General features: G+C 72.6%; 12 protein-coding genes. 7 read left to right on the forward strand and 5 right to left on the reverse strand.

The annotated features are described in order from the left end of the window. Positions 1–209: 209 nt before the first annotated feature. From POL25_RS24815 to POL25_RS24825, 3 genes are all read left to right on the forward strand, one after another. The gene (locus POL25_RS24815) at positions 210–881 is read left to right on the forward strand and encodes a hypothetical protein (RefSeq protein WP_272088635.1); all 672 of its coding nucleotides are present in this window, start codon (positions 210–212) and stop codon (positions 879–881) included. Positions 882–889: 8 nt separating this feature from the next. Continuing rightward, positions 890–1,318, forward strand: a complete 429-nt coding sequence (locus POL25_RS24820) for a hypothetical protein (protein ID WP_272088636.1) — start codon at positions 890–892, stop codon at positions 1,316–1,318. 251 nt (positions 1,319–1,569) lie between these two features. Then, a complete protein-coding gene (locus POL25_RS24825) occupies positions 1,570–1,890 on the forward strand; it encodes a hypothetical protein (protein ID WP_272088637.1) in 321 nt (106 codons plus the stop codon). A gap of 136 nt (positions 1,891–2,026) precedes the next feature. Here POL25_RS24825 and POL25_RS24830 read toward each other — a convergent pair whose 3' ends face one another. From POL25_RS24830 to POL25_RS24850, 5 genes are all read right to left on the reverse strand, one after another. After that, entirely contained in the window at positions 2,027–4,063 is a 2,037-nt protein-coding gene (locus tag POL25_RS24830; protein ID WP_272088638.1) for a hypothetical protein, read from the reverse strand. Positions 4,064–4,142: 79 nt separating this feature from the next. Continuing rightward, positions 4,143–6,356, reverse strand: a complete 2,214-nt coding sequence (locus POL25_RS24835; protein WP_272088639.1) for a Gldg family protein — start codon at positions 6,354–6,356, stop codon at positions 4,143–4,145. Then, the gene (locus POL25_RS24840) at positions 6,353–7,351 is read right to left on the reverse strand and encodes an ABC transporter ATP-binding protein (protein WP_272088640.1); all 999 of its coding nucleotides are present in this window, start codon (positions 7,349–7,351) and stop codon (positions 6,353–6,355) included. The genes POL25_RS24835 and POL25_RS24840 overlap by 4 nt, the downstream gene beginning before the upstream one ends. Then, positions 7,348–8,484 (reverse strand): tetratricopeptide repeat protein, encoded by a 1,137-nt coding sequence (locus POL25_RS24845; protein ID WP_272088641.1) that lies wholly within the window; start codon positions 8,482–8,484, stop codon positions 7,348–7,350. Before POL25_RS24845 ends, POL25_RS24840 begins: the two co-directional genes overlap by 4 nt. 187 nt (positions 8,485–8,671) lie before the next feature. Further along, positions 8,672–10,156, reverse strand: a complete 1,485-nt coding sequence (locus POL25_RS24850; protein WP_272088642.1) for an NAD(P)H-hydrate dehydratase — start codon at positions 10,154–10,156, stop codon at positions 8,672–8,674. Positions 10,157–10,564: 408 nt separating this feature from the next. On the opposite strand from POL25_RS24850, the gene POL25_RS24855 reads away from it, so the two are divergent. The 4 genes from POL25_RS24855 (at position 10,565) to POL25_RS24870 (ending at position 15,862) form a co-directional block, all read left to right on the forward strand. Then, positions 10,565–11,299, forward strand: a complete 735-nt coding sequence (locus POL25_RS24855) for a hypothetical protein (RefSeq protein WP_272088643.1) — start codon at positions 10,565–10,567, stop codon at positions 11,297–11,299. 70 nt (positions 11,300–11,369) lie between these two features. Continuing rightward, positions 11,370–11,933: a Uma2 family endonuclease gene (locus tag POL25_RS24860; RefSeq protein ID WP_272088644.1), complete on the forward strand. Its 564-nt coding sequence runs from the start codon at positions 11,370–11,372 to the stop codon at positions 11,931–11,933. A gap of 284 nt (positions 11,934–12,217) precedes the next feature. Further along, positions 12,218–14,269, forward strand: a complete 2,052-nt coding sequence (gene mqnC, locus POL25_RS24865; protein WP_272088645.1) for a cyclic dehypoxanthinyl futalosine synthase — start codon at positions 12,218–12,220, stop codon at positions 14,267–14,269. Positions 14,270–14,470: 201 nt separating this feature from the next. Beyond that, entirely contained in the window at positions 14,471–15,862 is a 1,392-nt protein-coding gene (locus POL25_RS24870; RefSeq protein WP_272088646.1) for a Na(+)-translocating NADH-quinone reductase subunit A, read from the forward strand. The last annotated feature ends 4 nt before the right edge of the window (positions 15,863–15,866 follow it).

The following is a 15,866-nucleotide window of genomic DNA, read 5'->3' on the forward strand; positions in this document are numbered from 1 at the left end:
GGAATGGGGCCGCCACCTGCGCGCGTGGGCCTCGGGCGTCGCTCGGCGATTGCACCCCCACCGTCTACCAAACGGCCCGAGCACTTGAAACTACGCGCGTGCGCATGATACAGCCACAATCGTCGGCCTTCCCCCACGGGAAGGCTCGAAGGACGACGCTCCCGATGATCCGCTCTGCTTCTACGCTCCTGATCACGACCGCACTCTGCATGGCTCCATGGGGCTGCGGAGGCGAGCCTGCCCCCAAGGTCAAGAAGTCCCAGGAGGACGAGGGACCGTCGGCCGCCGACAACGTCAAGTTCGAACTCCCCGCCCCGCCCGACTTCGACGAGGGCAAGGTGGCCGAGAAGTGGGAAGACGGCGCCTGGTCGGTCTACGGCCTCCGCAAGGAGATCGAGGAGAACGTCAAGATCGGCGACGCTGGCCAGGAGATCGAGCTCAAGGGCTACGTCCAGGACATCTACGAGCCGCCCGCCTGTCCCGAGGGCGAGAAGTGCCCGGTCGGCAAGCAGCCGCACATCTGGATCACGGACAAGGCCGAAGAGAAGGGCAAGAAGCGGGCGATGATGGTCGTCGGGTACCGCTTCACGATCCCCGACTACGACGCCAAGCGGTGGGAGAAAGTCCCCGACGTGGTGTTCGAGAAGGGCAAGCAGTACACCTTCAAGGGCAAGTTCAAGCGCTTCTCCGACCAGGGGTTCGCCGACGCCCGCGGCCTGCTCGACTTCACGTACTACAAGGCGGTCGACCCGACCACCGGCACCGAAGGTTGGATCGCGCCCAAGGCCGCTGCGTGGCACCCGATCGAGCTGCTCCGCGTCGAAGAAGAGCAGCGCAAGTTGGTCGAGAAGGTCAACAAGGGCAACAAGAAGGGCAAGTGAGGCTCGCCGTGCACAAGATCTTCCTGGGCTCGCTGTTCAGCTTCTCCCTCGCCTTCGCGCTCGGCGCCTGCACGTCGCCCGAGATCAACTCGTGCGAGAATTTCCGGGAGGTCCGCGGCAGCTGCGACGGCAACAACGCCTTCCGCTACCAGCCGGTCAGCTACGACCTGTGCAACAACGTCGACCCGGAGTGCAAGGCGTTCTACGACTGCGCCGCCGCGCTGCCCTGCGTCCCCGACGCCCGGGCGTTCGTCCTCGGCGTCGAGAACGAGGCCATGAAGATCGGCGGCAAGCCGTGCATCCCTCGCAGCCAGGACCCCGAGTGCGGCAAGCAGTGCTGCCCGGTCGACAACTACCGCACCCTGTGCCAGCAGCCCGAGGACAAGGAGTGCACCGACGAAGACCTCCGGATCCCCGAGGAAGAGGACGACGAGTAGACCCACGTCTGCTCTGATTCGCCTCGAAGGCGGCCCCGGCTTCGCGCCGCGGCCGCTTTCTTCGTGCCCCGCGAGGCCATGTCTTCGCGGCGCCTCGTCGATGCGAGCGACGCATCGCGCTCGATCGATCGGGGCGCTGCGACCACGACGAGCGCCCGCAGCCTGCTCGACTTCACCCCTCGTGTTCTGCCGGTTGCTCCGCGGCCGCGAGACGTGCAACGCTCGCCGAGACCGGTCCAGTGAGGCTCACCGTGCACAAGATCTTCCTCGTCACCGCGTTCGCGTTCGCAGCTGCCTTCACCCTCGGAGCCTGCACCACGCCCGAGGTGGAGTCGTGCGAGCAGTTCAAGGACACGCGCGCCGCGTGCGACGCCAAGAACGGCAGCGACACGAGCTCCGAGGACAAGGACGCCGACCTCTGCGAGAACGTCGACGCCGAGTGCAAGGAGTTCTACGACTGCGCCCGTCAGCAGGAGTGCGTCGAGGTCGGCGGCGTGTTCCGCCTCGATTTCGCCAAGGTCTGCACCATGCCCGAGGGCAAAGAGTGCACCGAGATCGCCGCCGCCGAGTGACTCGAGCCCGGCGTCTGCGAGCCACCGCGCGAAGCGATCGGTCGGCCAGCGAGAAGAACATCGCGCCGGCAGGCAGCGACGGACGAGCGAGCCGCGCCACGCAGCTCGCACCGCTCGCGCTCCGTCGCCACGCGCCTCAGCGCCGCTGCGCCGCCTCGGCCGCGTAGTACCAGTCGGCCCCGCGAAGGCGCACCCACGCCGGCGAGCCCTCGATCGTCGGGCCGACGTCGACCGTCACCGTCGCCGCTCCCGGTCGCAGGATCTTCGCTGTCATCGGCTCCCCGCGTGGTTCGCCCTGGATGAGGCGCGTCGCCCGGAACTCCTCCCAGCCCGTCAGCCCCGCGAGCAGCGCCGGATCGCCCGACGTCGACCACGTCGCCTCCTCGATCGCCTCGCGGGTCGCCGTCGCCGAACGTGTCCCTGAGGACAGCTCCACCCGGCGCGCCTGACCCAGCCAGAAGCGCAGCGGATCCGCATACAGGAGATCCTCGCTCAGCGCCTGACACGTCGATTTCGCCAGCAGCGCCGCGCGCGGCTGGTTCGGCACGTGGCCCACGCAATCGGGGTGCAGCTCCAGCACCGCCGCCTCGCTGCCCGTCCGCTCGACCCGGATCGTCCGCAGCGGCGCCGTCACCGGCCGGTCCGTCCACGCCTCGGCGCGGGCTGCCTGCAGCGCCGCCAGCATCGCCTCGAGCCGCACCTCGTCGAGCGCAGCCGCCCCGTCGGGGTGGACCGGCGCGTCGAGGCGCCACACCCCGAGGTCGAGGCGCACGCTCTGGCGCACCGCCTCGCTGCCTCGTCCGGCCAGGATCTCGAGCTCCCGCACCTCACCTGCCCCGAAGGACAGCAGCCTGCGCTCCGCGAACGTCTCGCGGCCGAACGCCAGCACCAGCGGCTCCTCGCGCGCCACGATCAGCGGCGGCGCCTCGTCGCGGCGGCACGCCAGCCGCACCCCGTCGGCCGGCCCGCAGCGCAGCCGCAGCCGCTGACTGCTGTCGGACTCGATCGTCAGGTCGACCTCCGCGCGGAACCCCGACAGCGGCTGTGCCGGCAGCTCGACCGGCGCCTGCTGCAGCGTCGTCCACCAGCGGAACACCTCCGGCTCCGCCACCTCGTGCAGCGCCCCGTCCTCCTCCACCACCCAGCCGCCGCCCAGACGCCGCAGCCGCCGCTGCGCCGGCGCCTCCATCTGCACCGCCAGCACCCGCCCGTACGCGTACGGCGCCAGCTGCGGCTCGATCAGCCCGCCGTCAGGATCGTCGATCGGCCACGGCGCATCGACCTCGGCCTCCACGCAGCCGCGGATCCCCGCCCCGCGATCGACCACCACTCGCCCTGGCTGCCCCGGGCACGGCGGCCCCAGTCGGACCTCCCAGCGCCGGCCCGATCGATCCTGGACCTCGAGCCATGGCGTCACCGGCAGCTCGCTCGCCTCTGCCGGCGCCGGCTCGAACTCCGCCGCCACGATCCGGTCGAGCCGCAGCGCCACCGCCGGCTCCGCCAGCAGCTGCGGCGACGCCCCCGTCACCACCCGCCACAGCGCGTCCGCCCCGCGCGCCAGCTCGAGCGGCCCCACCCGCACCGCCGCCGCCTCGCTGGCCTCGATCGGCACCAGTCGCCGCGACAGCCACGCCGACGCCGGCTGGGCCAGCGCCGCGCCCAGCTCCGGCTCGATCACCCACGTCCCGCCGTCCGCGATCGTCCCGTAGTCACCGACCCCGTCGCTCGCCGCCCCGTGCAGCGTCACCGCCAGGCGACGGCCCTCGACATCGACCGCGATCTCGCCGCGCGCCGGCCCCAGCGGGCTGTCCTCGGCCACTGCGCGCAGCGTCGTCGCCATCCGCAGCGAGCTCCACAGCCCCGCCAGCCCCTCCGCGTCCGCCGGCCCCAGCGGGCTCTCGCCCACCGTCACCGCGTGCTGCCCGTTGGCCCCCGGCGCCAGGATTACTGGCGGCTGACCGGCCTGCGCCAGCGTGATCGTCGCCCGCTCGAGCTCCGCCTCGCTCAGCCCCGGGAACACCCGTCGGGCCGCCGACTGGGCGCTGTAGATCATCGGCGCCGCCGGACCTCCGGCCCACGGGTCGAACCGCAGCAGCGCCGCGCTGGCGATCGCCGCCGCCGTCAGCGCCAGCGTCAGCGCCCGCGGCCGCCACGAAGCTGCCCGCGAGAACATGTCCTTTACGACATGTCCTTTCATACCCGCCGCCTCCACGAAGCTGCCCGAGAGAACATGTCCTTCACAACATGTCCTTTCATGCCCGCCGCCTCCACAGCACCCACAGCCCGAGCGCCGCCCCGAAGCCTGGCAGCCCGACCAGGCACATCCATACCATCTGCGCCAGCTGCTCCTCCTGCAGCACCAGCTTGACGTGCTCGCGCGGTCGCGGCCGCAGCCCCAGCAGCGCGTCACGCTCGCTGAGCCAGCCGACCGCGTTGAGCAGGAAGTCGCGCCCGCGGTCGTAGACCACGTCCTCGCGCAGCATCGCGTTGAGGGCGAAGTCCGCCGACCCCACCACGATCATGCGCGACCCGCCGAGCTCCGCCGCCGCCGCGATCGGCACCGGCCCCTCGCGGTCGACCGCCGCGTCGAGGCGGGGCGCCTCGCCGCGCGTGAACGCCAGGATGTCGGCCTCTGCCCATCCGCGCTCGCTCGTCTGGATCAGCGTCGTCGCCGGCCCCTCGACCGCCAGCTCGCGCACCTGCAGCAGCGAGATCGGCTGCCCCACCAGCCGCGCCGTCGCCGGGTGGTCGCCCCAACCTTCTTGCAGCGTGAACGCCAGGAACGGCGTCGCCCCGGCCATCGGCGACGGATCGACCACCACCCGCTCGCCGAAGCGGATGCCTCGCTGCGCCGTCAGCTCTTCGAGCCCGTTCGGCGCCAGCCCGCTGCTCCCGCGCAGGATCACCGCCCCCGCCAGCAGCAGCACGTCGCCGCCGCCGGCCATGAAGCGCCCGACCTCCTTCACGTGCTCGGGCGGCAGCGGCCCTTGCGGCCCGCCGACCAGCAGCACGTCGCAGCCCGTCAGCCCCTCCGGCCCCGACAGATCGGCGACCCGCACCGTCAGCCCCGCGTCGCTCCACAGGTCACGCAGGTGCGCGTACCCGCTGTACGGCTCGAGGCTGTCGAGCGCCGGCTCGCCGTGGCCCTGCGTCGCGCACACCACCACCCGCCGCGCATCGGTGACCGCCAGGAACTTGCCGAGCAGCGCCTCCTCGCCGCGGAACTCCTTCACCCGCGGCCCCGTCACCTGCACGTCGGGACCGGTCGCGAAGGACACCAGATCCGACGGCAGCAGATGCGCCTTGCGCAGCCCCGCCCCCTGGCCCGAGCGGACCAGCACCACCCCGTCGGCCAGCTCGCGCCCCGTCAGCGCGAAGTCGGCGATCGCCGCGCTCGCCTCCTGATGATCGCGGTCCGGATCGACGAAGCGCACCCGCAGGTTGGCCGCCGCCGTCGTCATGCGCGCCAGCACCTCGCGCAGCTCCGCCTGCAGCGGGTTCGGCCGGCCGCCGCCGATCGTCGACGGCACGATCACCGTCACCTCGACCGCCGCCGGCAGCCCTGCCAGCACCTCGCGCGCGCGCTCGCTGAGCGAGTACACGTGCCCGCCGGTCCAGTCGCCGCGCTCCGCGTGCCGGCTCGCCAGCATCGCCGCGTTCGCCAGCGTGAACGCGGCCAGCGCCACCTGCAGCCCGTGCTCGAAGCGCCGCCGCGGGCTCACCACCGCCACCGCCGCCAGCAGCAGCGCCGTCGTCACCGCCAGGTGCAGGTACGCCCACCGCGGATCGACGATGCCCTGCGCCAGCTCCTGCATCATCGTCAGAAGGCTCGTCGCCTGGATCGCCCGGCTCGCCGCCTCGGACTGCATCTGTCCCTCGAGCAGGCCGCTCATCACCGCGATCGTGCACACCACGAACGTCATCACCGCCGCCGCCAGCTGGCTGCGGGCGATCGCGCTGGCCAGCAAGCCGACCGCCAGGAAGCTCGCGCCGACCAGCCCGACCCCGAGGTACCCCGCCAGCACCGGCCCTGCCTCCGGCCGCGCCCCCGCGCCCATCAGCAGCACGTAGAACGCCGCCGTCGGCAGCCACAGCGCCGCGTAGAACGCATACGCCCCGCCGAACTTGCCCGCGATCAGCTGCCCCGGCGACAGCGGCGCCGTCAGCAGCGCCTCCAACGTCCCGAGCCGCCGCTCCTCCGCCACCAGCCGCATGCTGAGCGCCGCACAGATGAAGATCACCGGCAGCCAGAACAGGAAGAAGCTGCCGCCGAAGTAGAACTGCATCACCGGCCCCGGCGCCGCCAGCGGGTCGTTGAGCACGCGCAGCAGCAGCGCGAAGTTGTAGCCCTGGTTGAGCAGGAACAGCGTCGCCACCAGGTACGCCAGCGGCGTCACGAACAGCGACAGCAGCTCCTTGCGGGCCACGTGCCAGGCCCCGCGGACCCACCACCCGAGCGCGCTCACGCCTCACCTCGCGCGTCCGACTCCGGCCCCGACTCGCCGCTCGTCAGCCGGTAGAACCGCTCCTCCAGGCTGCGGCGCCCGACCTCGAGCCGCACCGGCGGCACCCCGGCTTGCACGCTCGCGCGCCCGATCGCCGCCGCCAGCGCCTCTGCCTCGCCCGCGTCCGCGCAGCGGACCCGCGCCTGCGAACCTTCGCCCGCGGCCGTCGGCCCCTCGATCTGCCCCGCGCCCACCCCGGCCAGCGCCAGCACCTCGGCCGCGCGCGTGGGCGGCCCGTCCCAGCGCACCACCACCTCGCTCGCGCGCAGCGCCTCTGCCACCGACTCGTCGGCCACGCAGCGGCCCTGGGCCAGCACGACCACGCGGTCACACAGCGCCTCGACCTCCGCCAGGATGTGCGACGAGAAGATCAGCGTCTGCCCGCCGCCGAGCGCCTTGAGCATCGCCCGGATCTCGAGCACCTGGTTCGGATCGAGGCCGACCGTCGGCTCGTCGAGCACCACCAGCGGCGGCGCCCCGAGCAGCGCGTCGGCGATCCCGACCCGCTGGCGATAGCCGCGGGACAGGTGCCCGATCGGCCGCTCGAGCATCTCTGCCAGCCCCGTCTGCTCCGCCACCCGGCGAATTTCGGCGGCCCGCGCCTTGCGGGGCACCCGCTTGATCGCCGCCCGAAAGTCGAGGTGCTCACGCACCCGCAGCTCCACGTACAGCGGCACCTGCTCCGGCAGGTACCCGACCTGCTCGCGCACCTGCAGCGACTGCGACGCCGCGTCCAGCCCGGCCACCGCGACCTTCGTCGTCGCGCTAGCCTGCACCGGCAGAAACCCGCACACGATCCGCATCAGCGTCGACTTGCCGGCCCCGTTCGGGCCCAAAAGCCCCACGCGCTGCCCCGGCGCCACGCGGAACGACACGTCGCGCAGCGCCGGCGCCGGCGCTCCTGGGTAGCGGTGCGACAGGTGATCGACCGCGAGCGACGCCGGCGCGCGCGTCATCGCTTCGTCGCCGGCGCCTTCGCGCCCCCGGCCGCCTCGCGCCCGCCGTCGCCCGCCGCGCTATCCTGCGGGACCTGTCCCTTCGCACCTGTCCCAGGGGCGCTGTCCTGCGGGACCTGTCCCTTCGCACCTGTCCCCGGGGCGCTGTCCTGAGGGACCTGTCCCTTCGCACCTGTCCCCGGGGCCCCGTCCTTCGCGCCGGCCCCGCCCGCGGCGCCCTGCGCGGTCGCCCCGGCCTCGGTCCCCTCGACCGGCGCTGGCCCGGGCCGCGACTCGAGCGGGTCGCGCTCGATCTCCTGGATCGCCCACAGCATCGCCGCCTTGGCCTCCGGATGCGCCTCCTTGGCAGCAGTCTCGGTCAGCGGCGCCTTGTAGCCGACCAGCCGCTGGCTGCCCATCGCCTCTGCCAGCGCCTGGCGCACGACCGGGTCCGGCTCGCGCGACAGCGCGTAGAGCAGCGCCAGCGCCGTCCCGTTGTCGCGCGCCGGGATCAGCGCCCGCGCGCACGCGGCCCGCTGGTCGACCGGCATCACGTAGGTGCCGTCCTTGTTCTGCAGCGTCAGCCCGTCGATCAGCCCGCGGCGGCGCATCTCGTAGGCCGCGTAGGCCTTCGTCGCATCGTCCGTGCGGCCCGCCTTGACGTTGACCTCGCCGAGCAGCAGCCACGCCTCGAGGTCGTCGGGGTCGTCCTTGATCACGGCCTCCTGCTCGGGGATGGCCGCCTCGAATTGCCCGTCGCCGGCCAGCGCCAGCGCCAGCACCCGCCGCGGCTCGATCTCGTTCGGCAGCAGCGCCATCGTCTGGCGATAGAACGAGATCGCCGTCCGGCGATCGCCCGCCCGCTCGTGCAGCGTCCCCAGCAGCAGGCTCGCGTTGGCCCGCAGCGGCACGTCGCTCGCGTTGTCGGCGATCTCGCGCAGACCCGGCCCCAGCTCGCCGACGAGCCGCTGCGGTCCGTCCTTGTCCTCCGGCAGCAGCGCCGCCAGCCGCTCCTTCGCCTGCAAGTAGAGCTCGGCCCGCGACTCGTCGGTCGGCCCTGCCTTCGTCTCCGGCGCCGCCTTCACCTCGGCGCGCGGCTTCGGCGGGGGCGCCGGCGGTTGCCCCTCCCCGCAAGCCGAGAGTCCGAGGAGCATGACCGCGCACCACCACGCCGAAACTGTTCGCATGGCCCCGGGACAACGCCCTCGGCGACTCGGTTCCCGCGCGCGGGTTCGCTGCTGCACGCCGGGAAAGGTGCCACAGGTCCCGCCCCTTGAACACCGGGCGACCAGCCCCGCGAGAGGTCCGGCTCGGTCCTCCTCTGTTCGCAGTCGGGTCCGCTCAGCCGAGCACCAGCCGCGGGAACCGCGGGTGCGTGCTCGCGGGCGCGGCCAGGATCGGCGCCACCGCGTCGGCGATGTCCATCGCCACCGCCCCCACGTGCAGCCGCTCGCCCGCCGCGCCGTGCACATGCACCCCCGCGCACGCGCCCGCCCACGGCGAAAGCCCGCGAGCCAGCAGCGCCGCGATCACCCCCGCCAGGCAGTCACCGCTGCCCGCCGTCGCCAGGGCAGGCCCCCCGCTCACGCACACCGCCAGGCGCGCATCGTCGGCCACCAGCGAGCCCTCGCCCTTCAGCACCACCACCGCCCCGGTCACCGTCGCCAGCGCCCGCGCCGCTCGCGGGCGATCGGCCTGGACCCGCCCCGTCGTCCACGTCTCACCTGTCCTTGCGGACAGCAAGCGAGCCGCCTCCGCCGGGTGCGGCGTGATCACCCGCGGCTGCTGCGTGCGCGCCTCGATCTCGGCCAGCGCCGACGCGTCCCACACCGCGGGCCGTCGATCCTCGCGCCACAGCGCCGCCAGCCCCGCGCGATCTTCCGCCCGCACCAGCCCCGGCCCGACCACCAGCACCTTCGCCGCCGGCGCCGGCACCTCTCCACGGGCCTGCACCATCAGCTCCGGCCGATGCGCCACCAGCTGCGCCTGCACCTCGCGGTCGTCGGTGGCGATCGTCACCAGCCCGGCCCCTGCCCGCAGCGCCGCCGCCCCGGCCAGCACCGCCGCCCCCGGCGTGCCCGCCGAGCCGCCGACGATCCCCACGTGCCCGCGCTCCCCCTTGTGCGACCCCGGCCGCAGCTCCGCCAGTTCACGCGCCACCTCGGCCGGATCGATCAGACATGCATCTTCGGACATGTCCCGAGAGACAATCCCGATCGACGCCACCACCACCTCGCCGGCGGCCGCCCGCCCGGGCGTCACGTGCAGCCCCGGCTTCGAGCGCACGAACGTCACCGTGCGATCGGCCGCGAACGCCGGGCCCGGCGCGGCGCCGGTGTCGGCGTCGATCCCCGTCGGGATGTCGATCGCCAGCTTCGGTCCCGGGCGCCCGTTGGCCCACTCGACCGCCGTCACGAACGGCTGCCGCAGCGGCGGCGTCGCCCCCGTCCCCAGCATCGCGTCGACGATCAGCGCCTCCTCGTCCTCGCGCGGCAGCCCGCGAGCGATCGGCACCCCCAGCTTCTCCGCCAGCGCCACTTGCTGCGCCAGCTCGGCCCCCAGCCGCTCGGTCAGCAAGAACACCCGCGCCCGCACCCCCCAGCCGTGGAGGATCCGCGCCACCGCCACCCCGTCGCCGCCGTTGTTGCCCGGCCCGCACAGCGCCCACACCGGCCGGTCGCTGCGCATCGCCAGCGCCTCGCGGGCGCAGCACAGCGCCGCTCGCTCCATCAACACCGGCGACGGCGTCCCCAGCTCGTCGATCGTGTGGCGGTCGGCCGCCGCCGCCTCGCTCCTCGTCCACAACGTCGCCGGCGCTCGCTTCATCCCCCGCAGGATAGCTCCGCCCGGCCGCGCGCGCGAGCGCCCGGGCCCGGCCGTGCGTCGCACATGTCCCGAGAGCCATGTCCTTGCCGTCACCGGCCCGCGCTGCCATCCTCGGGCGCAATGGGTCCCCTTCGTATCGGACGCAAGCTATCGACCAACCTCGTATCCGCGGCAGCGCCCGCTCGCTCACCCACGGACGGGCCCGCTGGCCCGACGCGACGCGAGCACGCCACGACGCCCGAGCTATCCCCGGTCGTCGTCAGCCACCGCCTCTCCGCAACCTTTTACGATCACTCCTCCACCCGCGCCCCGCATCGACTCGTTTCTCGCGCCTCACGACCCGACGCCGCATCGCCGCGTCACGTTTCGACGCGGTCGTTCGGCCGTCTCGTCCCGAGCTGGACGCGCGTGCCGATTTCGATCGCCGGCGCTCGCGGGGCCATCCTGCTCGCGCTGCTCCTGTTGCCCGCCTGCATGTCGTACGGCCCGCCCGTGCGCAGCCCCGGCTACGGCGCCCCCGGCCGGATCCGCCAGGGCCAGCTCGAGGTCGGCGGCTCCGTCGCGCACCCCGGCCGTCCTGGCAGCGGCGGCCCCTTCGTCGGCTACGGCGTGCGTGACTGGGCCAGCGTCGAGGTCGGCGCCGACTTCTCGTTCCGCCAGTGGGCGCTCGGCTACCTCGGCGGCCGCTTCACGTATGCCCCCAAGCGCGACCGCAAGCTCCACGGCGCCCTCGACGGCGAGCTCGGCGTCGGCGGCGGCGTCGGCGGGTACTTCTATTGCCAGCCCGCCCAACAGCCCTGTGGCGACCCCCGCGGCTGGTCCGATCGCGCCGCGCTCGGCGGCTACGTCGGCGGCGGCGCCGGCTATCACTTCAGCTTCTTCGCCCTCTACGCCCGCGGCCGCTTCCAGGCCACCGCCGCCGAGGGCCTGCCCTCGACCGTGTTCGGCTCCCTCCACGGCGGCATGCAATTCCGGATCGCCCGCCACGTCGACCTGTTCACCAGCGGCGGCCTGTTCGGCCTCCACAACCGCCAGGGCAACCGCATCGACCCTTACTGGGACGTCGGCCTCTCGGTCTACTTCGACGTCGTCCGCCGCCAGCGCCCGACCGCTTCGCGTCGCCCGTTGAACATGTCCTTTTGAACATGTCCTCGGCACCATATCATTCGCGGCTCACTGCGAGCCGACGCCGGCTCTGATACCCTGCGTGAGCATGGACCCGCGCACCGTCGACGAGTTCCTCGCCATCTCGTGGCCCGAGGGCGAGCGTCACGAGCTTCACGACGGCCGGGTCATCGCCGGGACCCTGCCGACCCGCGCGCACCAGACCCTCCTGATGGCCCTCGCCTACACCCTCGCCAACGGCCTTCACGACCCCTGGGAGGTCCTGCTCGCGGCCGGCATCGCCTCGCCGACCCGCGCGCATACCTGCTACCAGGTCGACCTGCTCGTCACCTGCGAACCTCCGCAACCGCGCCAGCGCATCATCCACGCCCCCGTCCTGCTCGTCGAGGTCCTCTCGCCCTCCACCCAGGCCAACGACCGCAACCGTAAGCTGCCCGACTACCGCCAGATGCCGAGCGTGCAGGAGGTCCTGCTCATCGACAGCGAGGCCATGCACGTCGAGCTCTATCGGCGCTTTGAAGGCACCCGCTGGCTCAGCGAAATCTTGCGTGAGCCGACCGACCTCCTGCACCTCGAGAGCGTCGGCCTCGACCTCGCCCTCGCCGACCTCTATCGCCGCGTCATCTTCCCCGGCGACGAAGCCGCCGCCTGAGCGCGCCGACTTCTCTCTCGCCGTCGCGGCGGAGCGCTCGCCGAATCGCCCCGGTGACGCGCCGCGCCCCGAGCGTCCATCGCCGGGATGCCCGAGAGCGGCGAGCCGAACAGCGCGATGCCGGGTGCCTCGGGGATGGCGGCCCAGCGCTCGAACGCCACGAGCTCGCCCTTCGCTCACCTGTCCCCGAGGACAGCCCACCTCCGCGACGCCCGCCGGCCCGCGCTGCGAGCTCCCGCACGCGCCTCGCCGGTCGCTCGGCTTTCTCGTACAATGCCCCCGCCATGCCCGACCCGTTGCGCGCCTGTGCGGTCTCGTTCCTCAACGCCTGGCCGCTCGTCCAGCCGCTCGTCGGCCAACATCTGCCCGGCGATCGCATCCCGCGCCACCCCGACGGCACCCCGCTGTTCGAACTCAGCCTCGTCTTGCCCAGCGAGTGCGCCCGGCGCCTCGAGGTCGGCGAGTGTGATGTCGCCCTCGTCCCGGTCGCCGCCTGCGCCGCCCATCCCGAATGGGAGGTCGTGCCCGAGGTCGGCATCGGCTGCCGCGGGCCTGTGCACTCGGTGCTCCTCGTCTCCGCCGTCCCCCTGGCGCAGATCGAGCGGATCTACCTGGACGCCGCCTCGCGCACCTCCGTCATCCTCATCCAGCTGCTGCTGCGCGCCCAGGGCCTCGACCCCGAGTGTGTCCACGCCCCGCACCGCGAGGGCGCCGGCCTGGTCCAGGGCACCCACGCCGCCCTCGTGATCGGCGACGCCGCCATGGCGCTGCACGATCGCTTCCCCCACGTCTTCGACCTCGGCGCCATGTGGCTGGCGCAGACCGGCCTCCCGTTCGTGTTCGCCGTCTGGGCCGCGCGGCCCGGCCTCCTCACGCCCGCCCACGTCACCGCCCTGCAAGACGCCCGCGCCTACGGCCTCAAGCACGCCGAGGAGCTCGCCCACGGCTTCCGCGAGCAGCAGCTCCAGGCTGGCCTGCCCCCCCGCGACCTCCTCAGCGACAACGCCTACGCCAACTACCTCCGGCGCGCGATCCGCTACGGCCTCTCCACCAAGGAGCGTGAGGGCGTCGTCGAGTTCCTCTCGCGCGCCACCGCTGCCGGCCTGCTCAGCATCCCCGGCCACGACCCTGACGACCCGGTCCACATCCGCTTCGCCGGCGGCGCCGAGCCCGAGGCGCTGGTCGCCGCTCGCCGACCGCGGCCGCCGCTCGCGGCCGACGAGTTGCTCGCGCGCGCCGCTGCCGGCGGCCGCCTCGACCTCGCCGAGGGCATCTTCCTCTACGAGCACGCCGACCTCATGGCGCTGGGCGCCGCCGCCGACGCTCGCCGCGCAGCGCTCCACCCCGAGGGCGTCGTCACCTACATCATCGACCGTAATGTAAATTATACAAACGTGTGCGTAACACGTTGTAAGTTCTGCAATTTTTATACCCCACCCGGAGGCCGCGGCGGCTACGTCCTGAGCCGCGAAGAGCTGGCCCGCAAGTTCCGTGAGACCGAGGAATTGGGCGGCGTCCAGATCCTCCTTCAGGGCGGCCTCAACCCCGAGCTCGGGCTCGAGTGGTACGAGGACTTCTTCCGCTGGACCAAGGCCAACTTTCGCCTCGCGCTCCACGCGCTGTCGCCGACCGAGATCATTCACATCGCCCAGCTCGAGGACTTGCCGATCCGGGACGTCCTCGTGCGGCTGCGGGCGGCCGGCATGGACAGCTTGCCGGGTGGCGGCGCCGAGATCCTCGACGACGAGATCCGCACCCGGATCTCCCCCTTCAAGAACACCGCCGACGAGTGGCTGGCCGTCATGCGCGAGGCCCACGGTCTCGGCATGAAGACCACCGCCACCATGGTGTTCGGCTTCCAGGAGACCGCCGAGCAGCTCGTCCACCACATGGACCGGATCCGCGGCCTGCAGGACGAGACCGGGGGGTTCACCGCCTTCATCACCTGGCCGTTCCAGGCCGACGGCACCCGGCTCAAGCTGCGCGACGACACCAGCCCGCTGCGGTACTTGCGGGTGCAAGCGCTGGCCCGGCTCTACCTCGACAACGTCCCCAACCTGCAAGTCAGCTGGCCGACCCTGGGGCCCGAGATCGGCGAAGTCGCCCTGCGCTTCGGCGCAAACGATTTCGGGTCTGTCATGATCGAGGAGAACGTCGTCTCCCAGGCCGGCGCGCGGTTCATGATGAGCGCCGCCGAGATCGAGGCCCACATCCAGCTCGCTGGCTTCGTGCCCGCGCGCCGGAACATGCGTTACGACCGTCTGCCGGGCGTTTCGTCGAATGGCGCGGCTGTCGCCGCGTCAGCCGCCGCGGACGGCGGGCTCGGGGCCTTGTGACCCCTCGCACGTCCGCGAACGGCCGGCTGCACTCCGAAAAATCCCGCGAACATAGTAAACGCCCCCCAGGGCTGTCCGAGCGGTCTTTCGACCGGTTCGGACCGCCTCACTCCACGAGCCTCCGGGCCCCGTCATTCACGCACCGGATCCGCCCCAGCGAGAGCCTTCGGGCACGAATCGGACCGCGCAAGAACCCGCACCATGACAGTACATCGGATCAAAAAGGGACTCGACCTCCCGATCACCGGCGCGCCGCAGCAGGTGATCGAGGCCGGCTCGCCCGTACGTCACGTCGCCCTGCTCGGCGCCGATTACGTGGGCATGAAGCCGAAGATGGAGGTCAAGGTCGGCGACGCCGTCAAGCGCGGGCAGTTCCTCTTCGAGGACCGCAAAGCGCCCGGCGTCCGCTTCACGGCCCCTGGCGCCGGCTCGGTGGTCGCCATCCACCGCGGTGAGAAGCGGGCCTTCGTCTCGCTGGTCATCGCCCTCAACGAGCGCGAGCAGGCCGGCCAACCTGGCCCCGAGGACAGCGTCACGTTCGCCAGCTGGACCCGCAAGCCGGTCGAAGAGCTGAGCGGCGACGAGGTCAAGGCGCTGCTGGTCGAGTCGGGCCTGTGGACGGCCCTGCGCCAGCGCCCGTTCTCCCGCGTCCCCAGCCCCGAGTCGACCCCGCGCGCGCTGTTCGTCACCGCGATCGACACCAGCCCGCTGTCGGCCGACGTCGCCGTGGTGCTCAAGGGCCACGAGGCCGACTTCCAGCGCGGCCTGGCGGCGCTGAGCAAGCTCGCGCCGAAGACCTACCTGTGCAAGGGCCCCGGCCTGTCGCTCGACGCCGGCGGCGCCACGAACGTGCGCGTCGAGACCTTCGAGGGTCTGCACCCGGCCGGCCTGGTCGGCACGCACATCCACCTGCTCGAGCCGGTCAACCGCGAGCGCGTCGTGTGGCACATCGGCTACCAGGACGTCGTCGCCGTCGGCCGCCTCGTCGCCACCGGCGAGCTCGACTTCCGCCGCGTCGTCGCCCTCGGCGGCCCGGTCGCCAAGCGCCCGCGCCTGCTCGCGACCCGCAACGGCGCCAGCCTCGACGAGCTGACCGCCGGCGAGCTCAAGGTCTCGCCGGCCGGCGAGAACCGCGTCGTCAGCGGCTCCGTGTTCGGCGGGCGCAAGGCCGTGGGCGAGGCCGACGGCTACCTCGGTCGCTTCGTCAACCAGGTCAGCGTGCTCGCCGAGGGCCGCCAGCGCGAGCTGCTCGGCTGGCTCGCCCCGGGCGCCGGCAAGTACAGCACCATCCCGGTCTACTTCGGCTTCCTCGGCAAGCTGTTCGGCAAGAAGTTCGACCTCACCACCACGACCAACGGCTCGCCGCGGGCCATGGTCCCGATCGGCATGTACGAGCGCGTCATGCCGCTCGACATCCTGCCGACCTTCCTCCTCCGCTCGCTGCTCGTCGGCGACACCGACCGGGCCGTCGAACTCGGCGCGCTCGAGCTCGACGAAGAAGACCTCGCGCTGTGCACCTTCGTCGACCCGGGTAAGTCGGACTTCGGCGCCGCGTTGCGGCACAACCTCAACGAGATCGAGAAAGAGGGCTGACGCA

It is taken from the genome of Nannocystis bainbridge, from assembly GCF_028368995.1.
Taxonomy (GTDB): domain Bacteria; phylum Myxococcota_A; class Polyangia; order Nannocystales; family Nannocystaceae; genus Nannocystis; species Nannocystis bainbridge.